Here is a 19,240-nt window from a genome sequence, read left to right as displayed (position 1 = left end):
TAAGATGGCCAGCTGCTTCATATCTTAGGTTTATTAGCCGTTAACGGCAGCTGTAGGCTGCCAAACGCCATGCTCTTCGTTTTTGCCAACATACTCTATCCGTGCCGGTGCAAGCTCCAGAATGACATAGTCAGGATCATCCGGTCCCTTGAACCATTGCTCCAGTGATTTGTTCCATACTTTGGCCCGTAAGCCTTCATCCTTGGTGACCGCGACTGTTGCTTCGATCTCCAGCACATCCTTGCCGCCGCCCTTTTCATATCCAAGCAACAGAAAAGCATGCGGATTATCCTTCAGCTCTTCTACCTTATGCGTCTTCCGATTGGTAGCGAGGTAAATGTTTAAGCCGTCATGAAATACCGCCATATAACGCACCTTAGGTTTGTTGCCGGCTTCTATCGTGCCGAAGGAACCGAACTTATTGTCATCCAGCGCTTTGATGATATTTTGCTCCAGCTCATTGTTATCCATTGACGAAACAGCTCCTTTCCAATATGTGTGCTTATTATAGTGTACCCGTCCGGTTCAGAATGAATCCGGGACAAAATCATGAACTCACTTATGCTTTTCTCCCGCCATGGAGCTGGATGTATGTCATCGCCGTGGCTGCAGGCGCTGGCCATTTTTGCAGGAATCCTATTTGTGCTCAGCTTGGCAGCCTGGAAATTAGGGTAATATAGAAGATGTCAATATCCTGTGCATAAGGGTGGAACCGTTAATGACTGAGCATTTCTCCGAACACACCGAACCTACACTACATACCGTTCTACTGCAGTTTATTTTCCCCTTCTCCATCAAGGACGGTGAGGACAAGAGCCTGGCCCGGCAGCTTGGGCTTGACGGCTTCACCCGATTTTTTCTCGACAACAAAGAGCTGGAGGATGCTTATTACGGCGAAAGCTACTGCGTATCCCATGAGAAAATGGAGCGCAGCTATCTGCCGTTCGCAGCCCATGTCCTATTCCCGCGGGACAAGGATAAGGAAGATTCCTTCCGCCGGTTTTCCCGGGTAAACGAGCTGGCCTGCATACTGGAAATGACACAGCAATCCATAAACTTCCGGGTACTCTCGACGGATGTATTCATTTGTCCGTTTCAGCTTGGATTTCTGACCGTAAGAGTCCGCATCGAGGAAGAGAACCTGCCCTTCAGCACCGCGCTGGAATTCGCCGACCGTTTCCGCACACTCGAGGATGTCTCCTACCAGGACAAACATACGCATATCCATTGCCAGGACAAAACCTTCGATCAGGTGGAGGATTTTGTGTTCAGGAATCTGGCCGATGGCCTGCAGCCGTTTATGGACCAATCGGAAATTGACGGGGCCTACTTCGAGACGCTTCCCTTCTTCGTTGATGAACGAATGCTGGTCCAAGCCTTTTATGGCTTCAACCGGCAGGAGGACGCAGACGAAATCAGCGTGGAGCTGCGTTACCGCGCCTCCCAGCTGGATGGGCTGAATCTGGACGGAAAACCCTATATCAGCGCCAGCGATCCCGAGTACATCGAAGAGTACTGCCAGGCACATTCGTACAACCGCTGGGGGCCGGATACCTACTATATGACCAACGAGCAAACCTTCTGCTGCCTGAGCCGGGCCGAACCGGAGGTAGCCACTCCACTGGTCAATCAGATGTACGGGCAGTATTACTACGGGCTGCTCCTTAGTATTTTCCACAAAATCGTCCTGTTGAAGCTTTCCAATCTCCACTCCCGGCTGCGTATCAACCACGATTATGATGAAATTGAGAATCTGATCTTCCTGATTAACAAGTTTTCGGCCAAGTTTTATTTTCTGGAGCTGATTTCACAGTCGCAGGGCCGGGAGATCTTCATCCAGCTGCGCAAAGTATACGGCAACGACGCCCTTTTTGATGAAGTCAAAATGACCCTGAACGACCTGTTCCAGTACCAGGAGAAATTCCAGGCTAAACGCCGGGATACGCTGCTGATGATTCTGACCGTCTTCACAGTGGTGAGCGGCATCTACGGGATGAACCAGGTCATTGAAGATTTGAAGGGACGTATTGAATGGAGCAAAATGCTGGAATACTCTCCTTTTGAATATTTGGCACTGCTGCTCACCTTCACCGGCATCCTCGTCAGCATCCTCCTGACACTGAAAGAGCTGTGGAACGGAATCCGCAGCCGCCGCAGAAAAAGATTTTATTCCAAGGATTGATAAGCTGTCGGAAACAATCATGAGTGATTTGCTCTCCGGACGACGTAGTAATGAATAGTATATACGCCGGAGGTTGCCTATGACGTTCAATCCTAATGACAGCCTGGCATGGGCCGGGCGGTTCAAAAACAAAGATAAAAAAGCACTCGCAGAAGCGATTGATTTCTTTGGCCCTGATGTGCAAAGACTGGTCTGGCGTATTCTGTCCGGCACCGGAAGCGCGGAGGATGTTGAGGAATGTGTGAGCGATGTGTTTATGGCGGCATGGAGCGGAATCAGCCGTTATGAGCCCGAGCGCGCCTCCTTCCGCACCTGGCTGTTCCTGCTGGCCAAATACAAAGCGCTGGACCTGAGACGCAAGCTGCTGCGCCGGGGCGGAACCGGAGAAGCAGCTGCCTCCAGAGCTACATGGAATGAGATTTCCGCCGAACAGGAAGTTCTTTCCCGAGAGACGGCCAGTGAATTGATCGGCTGCGTGCAGCAGCTGGGCGAACCGGACCGCAGCCTGTTTCTGCGCAGATATTTCCTTTATGAGAGCCTTGATCAGCTAGCGCAAACCTTCAGTCTCAGTAAAAGGGCAGTCGAAAGCCGCTTATACCGTTGCCGGACGCTGATCAAGCAGGCGCTAGGCCTGTCTGAGAGTCAGGGAAAGGAGGCTCAACATGGCCAAAGACATGAAAATTGAGGAACAGCGCCTGTTCGGGATGATTGATTCTATGAGCTTCAGCGATGCAGAGCTTGCCTTAGGTGTTCTGCCGGAGGTTGACCAAGGTCCGCACCTGGCAGACGAAGAGGAGGCAGCTTCGCTCGCCCGCGTCAAAGCATGTACACTTGCCCGTCTGGAGCCCGAAGCCGCTGTCCACACCTTCCGTTCCCTCGCCTGGAGATCCCGGAGGCGGAATATCTTCGCGGCCGCAGCGGCAGTAATACTCATCGCTGCCGGTATGCTCGCTTTCTCTCCTGAGGTACAGGCCGGGTTAAGAAAGGCGCTGAGTTTCCTTCCTGGCTTCGGCACTGTTGTGGAGAACAGCCCCGGTGACCGGATCTATGTACTGAGCAAACCCTATGACATTGCTGTGGGGGACGGAAGTCTGACCGTAGATGCCGTTCTCCTGCAAGAGCTTGGCGGGAGCATTACGCTTCGCGGCCGGAAAGTCCCTGAAGTCAGCGAGTTTGAGGCAGATATCGGCGGTAACCGCTATACTTTCACCTCTTATATGCGTTCGTCCTCGGAGGGAGAGTGGTACGGCAGCTACAGTTCAACTCAAGCGCTGCAACTGAAGAAGGATAATCTTCTAACCCTGCATCTGGGCGGCACAACCATTGGTCCGTTACAGCTCACCGCTCCGAAGACAGCTGAGGAGCTCGGGGAACTCGGCGCAAGCGATATACAGCAGGATGTGCGGATTACTGCTTTTCCGGTGGACCTTGGCGGCGGGCTTGTCCGTGTCCAGTTATTGCCCACTCTGACGGCGGAATCCGGGCTGACTGTCCATTCTTACGGACTGGAGCCGCTGGTGCCTGGATCAGGTCTCTATATAGAGAACGCGGCAGGAGAAAAGGCGGCACTGGAGCAGCCTGAATCCATGTCCTATCCTTCCGACTTCCGGTTTCATGAGACTGCCGGGGCGGGCACTTGGCCTTATACGGTCTTCATTCCTTATATTGAAGTTTCAGATCGTGACGCCGTATCTGCAGAAGTAGAGATTCCGCTGCCTGATATCGGCCAGGAGAAAATGCTCCACACACGCGCGGAAATCGCGGGCTTTCCGGTAGAGTTCACCCGCATTGAACGTACCGGCGAGACGGCTGCCAGCGTCGATGTGAATGTGAATTTCAATGCCGCAAAACTACGGACGCTGAAGTATTTCCTTATTCGCTATCCGGGGCAGGCGGACAACAGCTCATTCTCTTGGGTGAATACCGACCAGACCTACGGCGTGATGAAAACCCTCCATTTAGAAACAAAACCCGGGGAGGATAAGCTGCGGTTTAAGCTGTCCGAGCCGCATTTTCTGCTCAAAGGGCCGTGGCGCCTGCCGCTGAAGCTTGATAGCTAAGCAGAGTTGCTACTGGACAACTATGGAGCGGGCGTCTATAATACACCGTAAGAACACAGCAATACCTATAACTTCATAGTACCAGGGGTGCTGGAATTGGCCGGCTGAGATTGTATCCCACAAGATACTGACCCTTATACCTGATCTGGATAATGCCAGCGTAGGAATCGTCAATCGCTTACGGCCGTTTATGGCCCAAGCACAACCTCGCGCAAGTAACTGGTGTCCCGATTCTCGGGGCGCCTTTTTTGTATGGGACTATTCAGAATTTGGAAGACTAGGGTTGCTGGAAGGAGAGAAGAAGAGAAATGGGAGTCACAAAAGTATTAAAGCTCAGCCTCACCTGCATGCTGGTCTTTGCCATTGCCGGATGCGGCAATAGCAATGGGAACTCTGGCGGGAATGCAGCAGACACTGCCGGGAACAGCACCACTGCTCCTGAAACCACTGCCGGGGCAGCAACGGACGCTCCGAAGGAGCTGACCAAGGTCAAGGTCGCGCTGGACTGGACGCCGAATACAAATCATACCGGGCTTTATGCGGCAAAAGAGCTGGGCTATTACGAAGAGGAAGGGCTGGATGTTGAAATCGTGCAGCCGGGTGCTGCCGGGTCCGACACGATGGTTACCTCGGGCGAAGCTGCTTTTGGCATCAGTGCCCAAGAGGCGCTGACGCTGGCCCGCCTGCAGAAGGTGCCGCTCGTGTCCATCGCCGCTATCATTCAGCATAATACCTCCGGGTTCGCTGCACCGAAAGACCGCAATATTAAGACACCGAAGGATTTCGAAGGCAAAACCTACGGTGGCTGGGGTTCCCCTGCCGAAGAAGCGGCCATGAAAGCCATTATGGACCCCGAAGGCGGAGATGTGAAAAAGGTGAAGCTGGTGAACATCGGTGAAGCGGACTTCTTCACCGCCGTGAAACGCGACATTGATTTTGCCTGGATCTTCTATGCCTGGACCGGGATTGAAGCGGAGCTGCGCGGAGAACCGCTCGACATGCTCTACCTCAAGGATTATGCACCCCAGCTCGATTACTACACGCCGGTACTGACTACGAGCGAGAAGGAAATTGCCGAACATCCGGAGCTGGTGAAGGCTTTCCTTAAGGCTACCTCGAAAGGTTATCAATACGCCATTGATCAGCCGGAGGAAGCCGCAGCCATTCTTTCCAAAGCTGTTCCCGAGCTGGATCCCAAGCTGGTCCTGGCCAGCCAGAAATGGATCAGCCCGAAATACAAGGATGATGCCGTCCGCTGGGGCGAGCAGAAGAGCGAGGTCTGGCAGGATTACGCCGACTGGATGTATGGCCTGAAGCTGCTCGATCAGCCGCTGGATGTTCCAAGCACATTTACGAATGAGTTTTTGCCAGCTAACTGATTAAGGATGAAGTGATTGAATGTTCGTTTCGCGCTGTACGCAGATTACCCATTTAAACTGAGAGGATTGATATGTTGTGGCCAATACATTGCTAAGCATTCAGGTAATTCCCAAAACTCCGAACAACGAGGATTCGATTCCTTACGTGGACAAAGCCATCGAAGTGATTCAGAAATCCGGTGTGAAACATCAGGTGAACCCGCTGGAGACCACGATGGAGGGCGACATCACCGAGCTGCTTGAGGTTGTGCGCCAGATGCATGAAGCGCTGATTGCAGCAGGCAGTCCGAGCGTCATCTCCCAGATCAAAATTGCCCATAACCCGAATGGAATCAGCATGGACAAGCTGACGGAGAAATACCGGCCGTGAGATCGTATTGGAAACAGATTTGGCCGCCCCTTGTGGCGGTCGTCTTTTTTCTGGGGTTATGGCAAGTTTCGGTATCCCTGTTCCATATCGAGTCATGGATTCTTCCCAGCCCAAGCGATATCGCCCGGGAAACCTCGGGCAATGCTTCCGGCATTTGGGCACATACAGCGGCTACGCTGCGCCTTACCCTGATCGGCTTCCCTATCGGCACAGGCGTGGGTCTTATTGTTGCCCTGCTGCTGCATCTGCTGCCTTGGCTCAAGAGAGCGCTCTACCCGCTGCTCATTCTCAGTCAAAATGTGCCCTCCATTGCGCTCGCGCCGCTGCTGATTATCTGGTTCGGCTTCGGGCTGCTGCCGAAGATTGTGCTGATTACGCTGGTCTGCTTCTTCCCGGTTTCAGTCGCTGCCATGGGCGGCCTGATGCAAAGCGACCGGACCATGCTGAACTATATGAAGATGGCCGGCGCGAACAAATGGCAGATCTTCACCAAGCTGGAGCTTCCGGGCTCCCTGCCCGCCCTGTTCTCGGGACTTAAAATTTCGGCCACCTACGCCGTAATGGGCGCTGTTGTCGCGGAATGGATCGGCGCTGACAAGGGCATCGGCTACTACATGCTGCTGCAAAAATCCGCTTACCGCACAGACCGCGTATTCGTCGCCATTGCCATCATCGTGCTGCTCAGTCTTGTGCTGTTCGCACTTATCGCGCTGCTGGAGAAATGGCTGGTGCGCTGGAAACCGCGCAAAAGTTCCTAGAAAAGGAGGATGGCCGACAATGCCGCATATTACAGATAACCCGCCATCCGGCACTGAAGCAGCCGGCATTCCTGAATCCAGGACCTTACCGCCTGCACTTGAGGTAAAAGGAGTCTCCAAAACCTTCACCCACCGCCGCCGCGAAACCCGCGTGCTGGACAACGTATCCTTAACAGTGCAGCCGCAGGAATTCGTCTCAATTGTCGGACCCTCAGGCTGCGGAAAAAGCACTTTATTCCATATTATCGGGGGCCTGGAGCTGCCGGATGCCGGAACGGTAAGCATGAACGGCAACCTTGTTACAGGGCAGCGCGGAGAGATCAGCTATATGCCGCAGCAGCCCGCGCTGTTCCCTTGGCGGAGCATCGAGGACAACGTCCTGCTCGCCGGTGAGCTTAAGGGCGCGCCGCAGGCTGCGGCGCGGGAAACCGCCCGCCACTGGCTGGCCAAGGTCGGCCTTAGCGGCTTCGAGCGGGCCTACCCGCATATGCTGTCGGGCGGCATGCAGCAGCGGGCAGCCTTCCTGCGGGCTCTGCTCGCGCCGCAGGAGCTGATGCTGCTGGACGAGCCGTTCAGCGCGCTGGATGCGCTGACGCGCAGCGAAATGCAGCGCTGGCTGCTGGAGCTGTGGGAGGAGAACCGCCGCTCCGTGCTGTTCATCACCCACAACATCGAAGAAGCGTTGCTGCTCTCCAGCCGCATCTATGTGTTCTCCGGACGTCCCGGCTCCGTCCTGCATACGGTCGATGTCCCGTTTCCCCGGCCGCGCCGCGAGGAAATCGCCGATTCGCCGGAATTCCTCCAGCTCAAGCGCCAGCTGTCGCAGTGGATGCGGGAAGAGCAGGCGAAGAGCGCCAAGTAATCTTAAGCGATATCCGCTTAACAGCCTGTGCAAAAGACCAGCCGTCCGATGAACCGGACGGCTGGTCTTATTAATATGTAGTTATTTCAAGATAACCACACCCGAATGCGACACTGATTCAGGCAGCGCAGGGCTCCGCAACACAAACAAAAGGAAACACGCCCGCTATTTTCATATAAAACCTATTTTTATTGATTTAGAGGGAATTACTCCCTATATTATTCAATTACTAAGCCCTTTTTCCGTTTTCAAAGGAATTACCGGTAGTAAATCCCTCTGATTGCCGCACCATTCTGTCGGTGGCATAATTAGCGGGACCATTTCCCTTTAAGCTATAGGCATACATAGGCTCCATAAAGAGACTACTGGCCCCCTTCCCGCCGCTCCATTAAGCATTCAACCTTAATAGAATTTATCCGGACGTAACCAGTAACAATCCACCTGTAGCACGCCCACCGCAGCATTCAGAAATATCAAGAGATAATAAACGCCTAAATCCAGCCCTTCTCCTCAGCCAGCCGTACGGCTTCGATCCGGCTTTTCACTTCCAGCTTGCCCAGAATTTCCGAGATGTAATTGCGTACTGTCCCATAGGAGAGGTGCAGACTCCCGGCAATTTCACCGGCCGTCTGCCCTGCTCCGGCCAGCCGCAGAATCTCCCGTTCACGGGAGGATAGCGGATTCTCTTCCCGCAGGCTGCCAAAGACCAGTTCCGGCGACACCTCACGGTGCCCTTCCATGACGCGCCGGATCGCATCCGCCAGCTTGTCGACCGGCTCGTCCTTCAGCAGATAGCCCTGAATCCCGGCCTTCACGCCCCGTTCGAAATAGCCCGGCCGGGCAAAGGTCGTCAGGATAATGATCTTCGTCCGGCAGCCTTTGGCTTTCAGCAGCTCCGCAACCTCCAGCCCGCTCTTCAGCGGCATTTCGATGTCCATAAGACACACGTCCGGTTCCAGCCGCTCGATCAGCGCAAGCGCCTCCGCCCCGTCACCGGCCTCTCCGAGAACCTCAATGTCCTCCTCCAGGTCAAGCAGCGAGGCCATCGCCCCGCGCAGCAAACGCTGATCCTCGGCGATTACAATGCCTATCATGCCAATTCCCCCTCCTTATGTTCCTTGATAATCCTTGGAATCACTACAGATAATGCTGTCCCCCCGCCCGGATTGGAGCATAATGTCATTGAACCGTCAACGAGCGACAACCGCTCGGCCATCCCTTTCATTCCGTTGCCGTCGCGGCGTTCCCGTCCTGCTTCATCAGGAGTGAGGCCGATTCCGTTATCCTCAACGGTGATCCGCACTGCCCCCTCCGTCAGCGCAATTCCGATTCGGCAACGGGTGGCTTGGCTATGCTTCACTATATTCGTCACCGCCTCCTTGATGCAGAGGCTGAGGATATTCTGTGTCAGGTCAGGCACGTCCTCCAGCGACACCTCCCCCTGCACTTCAAGGGCGATCTCTGCAGCCCGCAGCATTTTCCCGGCCTCTGCCAGTTCCTCGGCTACGGTAACTGCCCGCATCTCCGAGACCAGCTCGCGAACCTGGCGCAGTGCCGCACGCGAGGTGCGCTGAATCTCCCTGGCTTCGGCCTGCGCGCGCTCCGGGTCCTTGGCGACAAGCCTCTCGACAAGCTGGCTTTTCAGCGTAATCAGCGACAGGGTATGACCCATCGTATCATGCAGGTCCCGGGCGATCCGCATCCGCTCTTCGCGTTTGACCAGCTCCTCGATGACTTCATTCGCCTGATCCAGCTGTTTCTCCAGTATTTTTCTACGGCCTAGAGATTTTACCCCGAACGGAGAGACCAGCATGATAATTAAAAAAGGAAAAAAGAACAGCAGGTCATGCAAATTCATCCCCCATGCCGCTATAACCAGCGGTACCAGAATTACACCGCAAAAAACTACATAGGCTATCTTGAACTCTCTCTTACCGGCATACCAGCCGACAAAGTTGGAAGAGAAAAAGCCCATAAAAAAATTAACCGGGTTGTAGCATAGGCTCAGCACCACAATCAGCAGCATTTGCAGCCCCAGCCAGTAGTTAAAGGCTTTGTCACCGGCCCAGTATAACTGGCGGTATGTCACGGCGAAGAGCAGCAGCAGAGCTGCTCCAATGATCAGCTTCAGGCCCCGCTCCTCCTGTAGATTAAAGGCCGGAAGCAACAAATAGAACATCCATACAAAAGGGAAAAAACCGTATTTTTGCGGGAACAACCGAAACTTCCTGCCTGACAACATGTATTACACCGCTTCCTGTTTTTTTCGAATATACAGCGATAGTAACATAAACATTGCCAGATAGCCGAGCAAAATCAGCACACCGCTCCACTGTGGATGGCCGCCCCGTACAATCTCCCACGCCCCGTTTCCATAATTATAAGAAGGCAGCCAGCGGCCGATCCGCTGCATCAGCTCCGGAAGAATATCCAGCGGCATCCACATGCCGCCGGCCAGCGCCAGCCCCATATAGAGCACATTGCTGACACCGCTTGCCGTGTCTACCCGTTTCATAAAGCCGACAAGTGTGCCCAGCGCCAGAAAAGGCAGGGAGGCGACAACAATCCATAATCCGCTGAACAGCCACTGCCCTGCAGTCAGGGACACCCCGTTCATCAAATAACCGGCGGCAAATATGCATACCACGGAGAAAAGCTGCATGATCATCTGAGCAAACATTTTGCCGATGAAATAGACATAGGACGGCAGCGGAGTAATGCGGATAAAGGTGTTCCAGCCCTGGGTCCGCTCCTGCACAAGCCGGATGCCAAGCGTCATGATCGCTGACCCCATTACACTGAACGCCGCCATCGACATCAGATAATGAGCCTGCCAGAGGGCCGCGTCGTCCATGCCTGTATTCACCACTTTAGTGAAGATGAAATAGAACATGATCGGCATAACCAGCGACCAGAACACATAATAAGGATTGCGGAAGATCCGCAGCAGCTCGGACTTGCATTGGTTGATAATTAGTTTCATGGCTTGACGCCCTCCTCCGGTTGAATTGTCAATTGCTCAAAGGCCTCATCCAGCCGGCCCTGATCGATGCGTACATCCTTCACTTCAAGCCCGCCGGTAAAAATAGCACGGAGCGCCTCGTCCGTATTCTCTGTCGTGACCACAATCCGGCCGTCTTTATCGTACATTTCCTCGACCGCCGCCAATTGCCGCAGCCGTCCGCGCAGCTCTTCAGGATCGCCTGCAGCCAGAAAGGACAGCGATTGCCGCACAATTCTCCCCTTAATCTCATCCGGGCTGCCGTCCGCCACCAGAGCGCCGCGGCTGAACAGCAGAATCCGGTCGGCAATATCCTCGGCCTCCTGCAGATAGTGGGTCGTAAAGAGGATCGTCTTTCCTTCAGCGGCCAGTCCGCGCACCCTGTCCCAGAAATGCCGCCGCGCTGTAATATCCATCCCGACTGTCGGCTCGTCAAAGAACAGCAGATCCGGGTTGCCCGCCAGGGCCAGCGCGAAATTCAGGCTGCGCCGCTGGCCGCCGGAGAGCTTCTCGGCATACCGCTGCAGATCGGCCTTGGCAAGGCCCGTCGCCTGCAGCAGAACCTCCATAGCCATTGGCTGCGGGTAATAGCTGCGGATCAGAGCGATGATCTCCCGGACCTTCAGCCGGTCCATTACGCTTACTTCCTGCAGCATGGCCCCCGTTTTTTCCCGGACCAACCGGCTCCCGGGCGGAAGCCCGAACACCTTTATGCTGCCTTCCGTCTGCTCCTTCAGTCCAAGCAGCATGGATAACACGGTCGTTTTCCCCGCCCCGTTAGGCCCCAGAATCGCAGTAACCGAACCCCTGCCAATCTTGAAGCTAATGCCGTCCACCGCTTTTTTTCCGTGAAATATTTTACTTACCCCATCCATTTCGATCACGTTGTCTATACCGTCCATGTCCGTTCCCCTCCGTATCTTAAGCCCTGATCTATATTTCTATGGTATAAAAAACGGGGAAATGAGATCAGTATGGACTGTCATTCCTTTGAGATGACAACTGTCACCTTGCTCATAAACGCATAGCAAAGAGCCCCGCACCAAACGGCAAGCATTTGGCATGAGGCTCTTTGCATCGCTTCAAGAAGCTTATAACCATGCTATTTTTGCATAAATCCCTTTTTCTGCAGAAATTCCTTCATATGCATGCGGGCCGGCTCCGCAAAACGTTTAGCCATCATAGCCGACCAGGGTGCATCACTCTGTCCGCCCGTCCGCTCGCGCATATAGGCACTCGACACTTCGTCATAAGCTGCAACCTGCCCGGCAGTTTTGGCCTTGTCATAGCCGTTCCGGTGCAGTACAGCTTCCAGCGGAAGACGCGGACGAAGTCCGGAGGCCCCGGCAGGATACCCGAGACACATGCCGAATACCGGATAGACCCGTTCAGGCAGATTCAGCAGCTCCGACAATTCGGCGATATTGTTGCGGACTCCGCCGATGTAGACGATGCCCATACCTAGCGATTCTGCGGCAATGGCAGCGTTCTGCGCCGCAAGCGCTGCGTCAACGGTGGCAACAATGAAATTTTCAGTGGAATCGAAGGATTCGGCGGATTGCAAATAGTGTGCCGTTGTTTCATGCAGCCGGTACAGATCAGCACACCAGACCAGGAAGACCGGACACTGCTCGATATAAGCCTGATTGCCCGATAGGGCGGCAAGCTGGGCTTTAAGCACGGGCTCAGTGACTGCAATGACACTATAAGCCTGGACATTGCTGGAGGTCGAAGCCATCTGGCCTGCGCCGATGATGGCAGCAAGCTGTTCTTCACTTACCGGCTTGTCCAGGTACTGGCGGACGGAGACATGCTGATTTAATAATTCAAGGGTTTCGTTATTGGGTTTCATGATCTGTTCGCCTCTCTTTTCTCCTTATTAGCACTTCGTTCTTTTCTGGACTTCAAGTATATTATGAACACAAATCAGTGCATAAACAAATGAATACAGGCCTCACTTTTACCATCCGCCCCCGCGCTTCACTTCCTGGACAATAGCCTTGACGCCTTCGTCGATCTGGTCCAGCCGGGCACGTGAAATGCTGATCCGCATAAACTTCTCCCGGTTCCCGTAACCGGTCATATAGAATCCCTTGCCTGATACGACGCTGATCTTTCTCTGCGCGAGCCGCTTGACCACACGATCCAAATTCACTGTCTCCGGCAGCTTATACTGCATGTAGATCCCGGAGCTGTCCGAAGACACTTCAATCAGACCTTCCGTATTGTGCCGCTGGAGTGCCTCGTACATTGCGCTGATTCTTTCAGCATACAGAGCCTTTATTTTGTGCTTGTGATGCTCATACATGCCATTCCTGATATACACCTCAAGGGCTGCTTGGGACAATAACGAATTGTCCGTGTATCCTTTATACGCGCAGAATGTCTTAAACAGGGTTTCCGGTACAACAGCCGCACCCAGCCGGAGACCCGGAAAAATGATTTTGGAATAGCTTTTCAAATAAATAACATGTGAAGTCTGGTCATACGCATAAATAGGATCAAAGCGCCGTTCTGCACCCAGGTCTGCCATATAATCATCCTCAACGATGTATACATCGTATTTGCCGGCCAACCGGGCAATGGCTTTCCGTTCCTCCGTACTGAAAGAGGTTCCGAGCGGATTATGATATCTGGGCATGGTATAAAAGAATTTGATTCCCCCGCCGCTGAACCTCTCCTCCAGCTCCCGCAGATCAATGCCGGCTGCCGAACGGGCAATCCCGCTCACCGGCATCCCCTCCGCCTCCAAATAACGCAGGTACAGATCATATCCGGGCTGTTCAACAAGGATTTCTGTCCCGCCATTCGGAAATGGCATCTTGGCCAGCACCTCCAGCGCCTGCTGGGTTCCCGAAGTGATGATGATCTGCCCCACCTTGGCAAAGACCTGATATTCGGCCAGATGGGGCACAAGAGTCTGGCGCAGCGTACCCAGTCCCAGCGCATCTCCATAGGTGAACAAGTGGTATTTGTGCCTGTCAATCGCTTTATTGAGACAATGCTGAAAATCCAAATACGGAAACACATTCAGATCGGGCGAGGCCGAAGCAAAATCAATCGTCTCACTGCCCCTGGCAGGCCCCGCATCTTCAGACCTTTCAACCATGTAGTATCCGCTCTGCGGAATAGAATAAATCGCGTGTTGTCTTTCCAGCTCCCCGTATGCCCGCAGAATAGTGCTGATGCTGCAGCCGTAGAATTCTGCGCTGCTACGCACAGAGGGCAGTTTTTGCCCCGGGCTGTATTGCCCCTCTCTGATCCGGTTTTCCATGTCGGACAAGACCGAAAGATACTTTTTCATGATGCGCCTCCTGAATGGCCTTCTACACTAACTGTAAGTTCATGTTACCACTATTCGTCTCTATTCATTATATAGCAATCAACGAACTGTATCGGTACAGTCATGGAAAAATAGTATTGTTCGGGCAGGCATTTCCCTTTAATTTTAAAGTAACAGATAAGACGTTTAGACGATCCTGTCCTGTTAACGAAAAGGAGATGCTACTATGCCGCAAAAAGGACTTAAGCTGGCTTATATATTTGCCGTGCTTAACGCAGTTATTATCGGATTCTCATTCTTATTCACCAAAGTAGCGCTCGGTCATGCCGGACCGCTCGATACATTGACCTACCGCTTCGCGGCTTCATTTATAGTGATGTCGATCCCGGTCGCCTTCGGCTGGGTCAAAATATCCTACAGCGGCAAGCCAATTGGTAAAGCGCTGCTGCTGGCAGCCATGTACCCGCTCGGATTCTTCACCCTCCAGGTATTCGGACTCCAGCATGCCACCTCTGCCGAGGGAGGAATTCTCTATTCTTTCACCCCGGTTGTGACGATGATCATCGCCTCTATATTCTTGAAAGAGCGCACGACGCTTCTGCAGAAGCTGTGTATCTTCCTGTCCGTATTCGGCGTTGTGTTCATCTTTGTCATGAAAGGGAGCAGTATTAATCTGTCCAACATGACCGGGATTGTGTTGTTATTCCTGACCTGTCTGGCTTTTGCCGGATACAGCGTACTGGCCCGGTCACTCTCCAAGCATTTCAGCCCCGCTGAACTCAGCTATTTAATGATGGGAATTGGCTTCGCCACATTCCTGATCATTTCGCTTACCGGACATGTGTCCAGCGGCACGCTTGGCGATTTCTTCAAACCGCTCGGCAGCAGCACCTTTATCTTGTCTACCCTTTACTTGGGTATTATAGCGTCGCTCGTCACCACCCTAACATCAACCTATATTTTGTCCAAAATCGAAGCTTCCCTTACGAGTGTGTTCACCAATCTCTCGACCATCGTCTCCATTGTGGCCGGGGCAGTGTTTCTCGGGGAAAACATCACTGTGTATCACTGGATCGGATCGTTCCTGATTATTGCAGGGGTTATTGGCACCAACCGTCTGGGACGCAAGAAAGCCGCCGGGGCTTAATGCCCGGCGGCTTTTTTATCCGTTCTGCTCCAATAATGGAGCATTCCCTTTGTGGAGAAAATTATGAGATTTACAGCTTGACCCGCTGCAGCCGCAGCGCATTCAGTACGACCGATACAGAGCTGAAGGCCATTGCCGCACCGGCAAGCCATGGCGCCAGAAAGCCCAGCGCAGCAATCGGTATCCCAATGGTATTGTAAGCAAGCGCCCAGAACAAATTCTGCTTAATATTGGTCATGGTTTTGCGGCTCATCAGGATCGCATCCGGAATGCTCATCAGATCGCCCCGCATGAGGGTAATATCCGCTGCTTCCATCGCTACGTCGGTGCCGGTACCAATAGCCATACCGGTATCGGCAGTGGCCAGGGCAGGGGCATCATTGATGCCGTCCCCGACCATCGCCACCTTGGTTCCCCCGCTCTGCAGCCTGCGGATCTCGGCAGCCTTCCCCTCCGGCAGCACCTCGGCCAGCACCGTACGGATGCCGGCCTGCCCGGCAATGGCCTCGGCTGTCAGCTTGTTGTCTCCCGTAATCATGACCACTTCAATGCCCATATCATGCAGCTTGGCTACGGCAGCCCGCGAAGTATCCTTGATGGTATCGGCAACCGCGACAATCCCGGCAATGGCCCCGTCCACGGATACCAGCATCGCCGTCTTGCCTTCCTGCTCCAGCTTCTGCATCAGCCCGGTCCACGGACCGGTGTCTGCACCGCTTTCTTCCATCATCCGCCGTGTTCCCACGCGGATGCTCTGGCCGTCAACCACCGCAGAAATGCCGCGTCCCGGCACCGCCTCAAACTGCTCGGCACCCGGCAGGTCCAGGCTTCTTTCCGCAGCACCAGCCACGATGGCATCCGCCAGCGGATGCTCCGACAGCTTCTCGGCAGCCGCCGTAACGGACAGCAGCCGGTTCTCGGCCAGTACTCTGCCATGTGCGGCGATTCCCGTTGTCGTTATAATATCCGTCAGCACCGGCTTGCCGCTGGTTACAGTTCCCGTCTTATCCAGTACAACGGTCTTGATCCCCTGTGCGGCTTCAAGATGTTCGCCGCCCTTGAACAGAATCCCGAATTCAGCCGCGCGTCCCGATCCGGCCATAATGGAGGTTGGTGTAGCCAGACCCAGTGCACAAGGACAGGCGATGACCAGTACAGCGATGGCTTTCTCCAGTGCATCGGCGAACTGGCCCGGCGCTCCCCAGATATACCAGACTCCAAAGGTTACAGCTGCAATTACGACCACTATCGGCACAAAGATGCCGGAAATCACATCGGCAATCCGCTGAATCGGAGCCTTGGAGCCTTGCGCTTCCTCCACTACTCTGATGATTTGCGCCAAGGCGGTGTCACGGCCAACTTTGAGTGCCTTAATCTTCAGCATTCCGTTCTTGTTCAGTGTTGCCCCAATGACAGTATCTCCCGGCTTCTTCTCCACCGGAATGCTCTCGCCTGTCAGCATGGATTCATCCACAGATGACAGCCCTTCAACGACCTCGCCGTCTACCGGCACCTTCGTTCCCGGCTTAACCAGCACAATATCTCCCGGAATGACCTCTTCCACAGAAATACTGAGCTCAACACCGTCACGGATGACCAGCGCCGTCTTAGCCTGAAGGCCCATCAGGCTTTTAATGGCGTCGGAGGAACGGCCCTTGGCCAGTGCTTCGAACCATTTGCCGACTAGAATCAGCGTAATCAGAATCGCGCTGGTCTCGTAATATAATTCCACCGAATGGCTCATGCCTGCCATCGACAAGGAATCTATCGTCAGGTACAGACTATAGAAATAAGCAGCCGAGGTGCCCAGAACAACCAGCACATCCATATTGGCACTGCCGTTCTTCAGCGCCTTATAGGCGCTGACATAGAACTGCCAGCCGATAATGAACTGCACAGGGGTCGCCAGTACAAGCTGGAACCAGGGGTTCATCAGTATATCCGGTGCCGGAATCCATGAAGTGAAGGAGAAATGCGCCGCCATCGCCCAGAGCAGGGGAAAAGACAGAACTGCGGAAATGATCCATTTATTCCGCTTGCGCACAATTTCCTGGCTGCGCTGATCGGCCGTGTCCTTGCGGTCCTGTTTCAGCGCAGCCTTATATCCGATGCTGCTTACTTTCTCAATGATCTCAGCCGTGCTGATGTTTCCGGGTGTATATTCCACATGCGCCGTCTCCAGGGCCAGATTCACATTGACCGCCGCGATTCCGGGCATGCGCCCAAGCACCTTCTCAATCCTTGCCGAGCAAGCGGCACAGGTCATTCCTGTAATATCAAAATCTGCCGACTCCTTCAGCGTATCGTATCCCAGCGAGCGGATCTTCTCTTCAATTTGCGGCAATCCCGCTACCGCTGGATCAAAGCCCACTGTTGCTTGCTCCAGTGCCAGGTTAACGTTGGCCCGCGATACCCCCTCCATCCGGGACAGCCCCTTCTCGATCCGGGCCGCGCAAGCCGAGCAAGTCATGCCGGTAATCTGCAGCGTTGTCTGCTGCAGGCCGGATTCTGTCGTCTTCTCCACGATCTCCGCGCCTCCTCATACCCCTTAGGGGTATATTAATGTGTAAAAGAAAAGGCTGAAGCCTACGGAACCTGCAAAGTTCCCCGCCCCAAGCCTCATATTCATTCATCCGACTTAAACCACGTCGTATCCCTGGTCCTCAATTGCTGTCTTAATCGCACTAAGGCTTACCTTGTTCTCATCGTATTCAACAGCGACAGTCTTCGCAGGCAGGTCGACTTTGGCGGCAGCGCCAAGACCGCTTACGGCTTTCTCCACAGCACTGACACAGTGACCGCAGGACATTCCTTCTACAGTTAACGTTACGTTTGACATATTAAAAACCTCCTAAAAGTTTTGTGAGCTTAACTTCATTGATTCTACTTCGTACAAAACTGTCTTCGAAAGCATACGCTTAGTTTTGTGAGCTTTACTTCATTGATTCTACTTCGTACAATCCTTATTTCATAAGCTTGTTAACCGTGATCAGCAGCTCGTCAATAACCTCATGCTCACCGGCTTCAATGCGCTCAATAATACAGCTCTTCATATGTCCTTCAAGCAGCAGCTTTCCGACACCGTTCAACGCAGCCTGTACTGCCGCGAGCTGGTTAAGCACATCGTCACAGTAGGTATCCCGTTCGATCATGCCCTTGATGCCGCGGATCTGCCCTTCAATCCGGTTGAGGCGGGTCGTGAGCCCATTCTTGAATTCCGGTGAATGGTGGCTCTTGCGTTCTCCGGGGGTATGACAACTGCTATCACATGATTCAGGAGACAGCTTCTCTTCTTTGGGCGCCATCTACGCACCTCCTTGTATCCTGGCTGCAATTTAAGTTTAATATACCCCCCATGGGTATGTCAAGGAAAAATAACCTTCCTAAAAAAAGGTATTTTGGCGAAGCATAACGAATGAAAGACTCAGGAATCCAATTATTTCATATTTTCCATTCTTGAACAGAGGCAGGTAGGGTAATGGTTTACGATGGCATCATTCTTGGTCTAATTGTAGGGTTCTTCCGGGGCGGTTTAAGACACGGCCTTGTCCAGTTCAGCAACATCCGGCTCAAGGCAGGATGGATCTTCCCGCTGCTACTGGTATTCCAATTTTTTATGTATTATATTCAGGAGCGGTCGTCCACTGTAGCCGCAGCCAGCGGTTATATCTTTACCGCTGTGTATGTGGTTGGGCTGATTTTTTTATGGTTGAACCGGCACAACAAAGGATTCTGGCTCATTATGACGGGTGTATTCCTTAACTTCCTGGTTATGCTCGTCAACGGAGGGAGAATGCCGGTATCCTTTGAAGCGGCTTCTGTACTCGATCCGGTTTATCTGGAGATGCTGCAGAGCGGCGATGTGGTGACCAAGCACTATCTGCTTGACGCCTCAACACGCCTGCCGTTTCTTGGCGATATCATCCCCCTGTCCAGCCCTTATCCGCGTACCCAGGCGATCAGCATCGGAGATGTAGTGATGAATCTCGGGATTTTCCTCTACATTCTGTCGATAATGACACCGGCCGCTGCAGACCTGAAAACATTGCCCAAAGTACAGGGATAAGCCGTTAACCAAGTGAAAGGAGGAGTTCCCATGAATAAGAAACTGGAAGGCATCAAATATTCCCGTCTTGCGATCAATGCTATTATTGTAGCTTCCGTAGTTATCGCTCTTACTTCGGGTTTCAGAATCGGC

19 protein-coding genes and 1 riboswitch are annotated in these 19,240 nt (G+C 53.4%); of the genes, 9 read left to right on the top strand and 10 right to left on the bottom strand.

The window, feature by feature from the left end; translation table 11 throughout:
- Nucleotides 1–33: 33 nt before the first annotated feature.
- Nucleotides 34–471 carry a pyridoxamine 5'-phosphate oxidase family protein gene (locus tag ACAN56_RS09310; RefSeq protein ID WP_038585158.1) on the bottom strand — a complete coding sequence of 146 codons (438 nt, stop codon included), beginning with the start codon at nucleotides 469–471 and terminating at the stop codon, nucleotides 34–36.
- Nucleotides 472–718: 247 nt separating this feature from the next.
- Between ACAN56_RS09310 and ACAN56_RS09305 the strand changes: the two genes are divergently transcribed.
- The 7 genes from ACAN56_RS09305 to ACAN56_RS09275 all read left to right on the top strand — a co-directional run bounded on the left by ACAN56_RS09305 (nucleotide 719) and on the right by ACAN56_RS09275 (nucleotide 7,611).
- Nucleotides 719–2,182, top strand: coding sequence for a hypothetical protein (locus ACAN56_RS09305; RefSeq protein ID WP_052091762.1), 1,464 nt, complete (start codon nucleotides 719–721; stop codon nucleotides 2,180–2,182).
- A gap of 79 nt (nucleotides 2,183–2,261) precedes the next feature.
- Nucleotides 2,262–2,867, top strand: a complete 606-nt coding sequence (locus ACAN56_RS09300) for a sigma-70 family RNA polymerase sigma factor (RefSeq protein ID WP_052091761.1) — start codon at nucleotides 2,262–2,264, stop codon at nucleotides 2,865–2,867.
- Complete coding sequence (locus ACAN56_RS09295) at nucleotides 2,845–4,242, top strand: hypothetical protein (protein WP_038585155.1); 1,398 nt, start codon at nucleotides 2,845–2,847, stop codon at nucleotides 4,240–4,242. The genes ACAN56_RS09300 and ACAN56_RS09295 overlap by 23 nt, the downstream gene beginning before the upstream one ends.
- Nucleotides 4,243–4,315: 73 nt before the next feature.
- Nucleotides 4,316–4,426, top strand: a riboswitch (TPP riboswitch).
- A gap of 124 nt (nucleotides 4,427–4,550) precedes the next feature.
- Nucleotides 4,551–5,621 (top strand): ABC transporter substrate-binding protein, encoded by a 1,071-nt coding sequence (locus tag ACAN56_RS09290; protein WP_038585152.1) that lies wholly within the window; start codon nucleotides 4,551–4,553, stop codon nucleotides 5,619–5,621.
- A gap of 76 nt (nucleotides 5,622–5,697) precedes the next feature.
- On the top strand, nucleotides 5,698–5,991 hold the full coding sequence (locus ACAN56_RS09285; protein ID WP_038585151.1) for a thiamine-binding protein: 294 nt from the start codon (nucleotides 5,698–5,700) through the stop codon (nucleotides 5,989–5,991).
- Complete coding sequence (locus tag ACAN56_RS09280; protein ID WP_038585149.1) at nucleotides 5,988–6,749, top strand: ABC transporter permease; 762 nt, start codon at nucleotides 5,988–5,990, stop codon at nucleotides 6,747–6,749. The genes ACAN56_RS09285 and ACAN56_RS09280 overlap by 4 nt, the downstream gene beginning before the upstream one ends.
- Nucleotides 6,750–6,768: 19 nt before the next feature.
- Nucleotides 6,769–7,611 (top strand): ABC transporter ATP-binding protein, encoded by an 843-nt coding sequence (locus tag ACAN56_RS09275; protein WP_081965650.1) that lies wholly within the window; start codon nucleotides 6,769–6,771, stop codon nucleotides 7,609–7,611.
- A gap of 491 nt (nucleotides 7,612–8,102) precedes the next feature.
- On the opposite strand, the gene ACAN56_RS09270 is transcribed toward ACAN56_RS09275, so the two are convergent.
- The 6 genes from ACAN56_RS09270 to ACAN56_RS09245 form a co-directional block, all read right to left on the bottom strand.
- A complete protein-coding gene (locus ACAN56_RS09270; RefSeq protein ID WP_038585146.1) occupies nucleotides 8,103–8,705 on the bottom strand; it encodes a response regulator transcription factor in 603 nt (200 codons plus the stop codon).
- Nucleotides 8,702–9,853 (bottom strand): sensor histidine kinase, encoded by a 1,152-nt coding sequence (locus ACAN56_RS09265; RefSeq protein WP_156130797.1) that lies wholly within the window; start codon nucleotides 9,851–9,853, stop codon nucleotides 8,702–8,704. Before ACAN56_RS09265 ends, ACAN56_RS09270 begins: the two co-directional genes overlap by 4 nt.
- Before the next feature lie 3 nt (nucleotides 9,854–9,856).
- Complete coding sequence (locus tag ACAN56_RS09260; protein WP_038585143.1) at nucleotides 9,857–10,594, bottom strand: ABC transporter permease; 738 nt, start codon at nucleotides 10,592–10,594, stop codon at nucleotides 9,857–9,859.
- Nucleotides 10,591–11,505, bottom strand: a complete 915-nt coding sequence (locus tag ACAN56_RS09255) for an ABC transporter ATP-binding protein (protein ID WP_081966085.1) — start codon at nucleotides 11,503–11,505, stop codon at nucleotides 10,591–10,593. Before ACAN56_RS09255 ends, ACAN56_RS09260 begins: the two co-directional genes overlap by 4 nt.
- A 209-nt stretch (nucleotides 11,506–11,714) precedes the next feature.
- A complete protein-coding gene (gene nfsA, locus ACAN56_RS09250) occupies nucleotides 11,715–12,464 on the bottom strand; it encodes an oxygen-insensitive NADPH nitroreductase (RefSeq protein ID WP_379142227.1) in 750 nt (249 codons plus the stop codon).
- 108 nt (nucleotides 12,465–12,572) lie between these two features.
- Nucleotides 12,573–13,916 carry an aminotransferase-like domain-containing protein gene (locus ACAN56_RS09245; protein WP_038585135.1) on the bottom strand — a complete coding sequence of 448 codons (1,344 nt, stop codon included), beginning with the start codon at nucleotides 13,914–13,916 and terminating at the stop codon, nucleotides 12,573–12,575.
- A 205-nt stretch (nucleotides 13,917–14,121) separates the two neighbouring features.
- On the opposite strand from ACAN56_RS09245, the gene ACAN56_RS09240 reads away from it, so the two are divergent.
- Complete coding sequence (locus tag ACAN56_RS09240; RefSeq protein ID WP_038585132.1) at nucleotides 14,122–15,042, top strand: DMT family transporter; 921 nt, start codon at nucleotides 14,122–14,124, stop codon at nucleotides 15,040–15,042.
- A gap of 70 nt (nucleotides 15,043–15,112) precedes the next feature.
- Here ACAN56_RS09240 and ACAN56_RS09235 read toward each other — a convergent pair whose 3' ends face one another.
- From ACAN56_RS09235 to ACAN56_RS09225, 3 genes are all read right to left on the bottom strand, one after another.
- Entirely contained in the window at nucleotides 15,113–17,566 is a 2,454-nt protein-coding gene (locus tag ACAN56_RS09235) for a heavy metal translocating P-type ATPase (protein WP_038585130.1), read from the bottom strand.
- 114 nt (nucleotides 17,567–17,680) lie between these two features.
- Nucleotides 17,681–17,881 (bottom strand): copper ion binding protein, encoded by a 201-nt coding sequence (locus ACAN56_RS09230; RefSeq protein ID WP_038585127.1) that lies wholly within the window; start codon nucleotides 17,879–17,881, stop codon nucleotides 17,681–17,683.
- A 124-nt stretch (nucleotides 17,882–18,005) separates the two neighbouring features.
- Nucleotides 18,006–18,347 (bottom strand): metal-sensitive transcriptional regulator, encoded by a 342-nt coding sequence (locus tag ACAN56_RS09225; protein WP_038585124.1) that lies wholly within the window; start codon nucleotides 18,345–18,347, stop codon nucleotides 18,006–18,008.
- Nucleotides 18,348–18,520: 173 nt separating this feature from the next.
- Between ACAN56_RS09225 and ACAN56_RS09220 the strand changes: the two genes are divergently transcribed.
- Nucleotides 18,521–19,108, top strand: a complete 588-nt coding sequence (locus ACAN56_RS09220; protein WP_038585121.1) for a DUF5317 domain-containing protein — start codon at nucleotides 18,521–18,523, stop codon at nucleotides 19,106–19,108.
- Nucleotides 19,109–19,240: the final 132 nt, after the last annotated feature.

The organism is Paenibacillus paludis, from assembly GCF_042610515.1.
Lineage (GTDB): Bacteria > Bacillota > Bacilli > Paenibacillales > Paenibacillaceae > Paenibacillus_AQ.
This window is presented reverse-complemented; position numbering and strand designations above follow the sequence as displayed.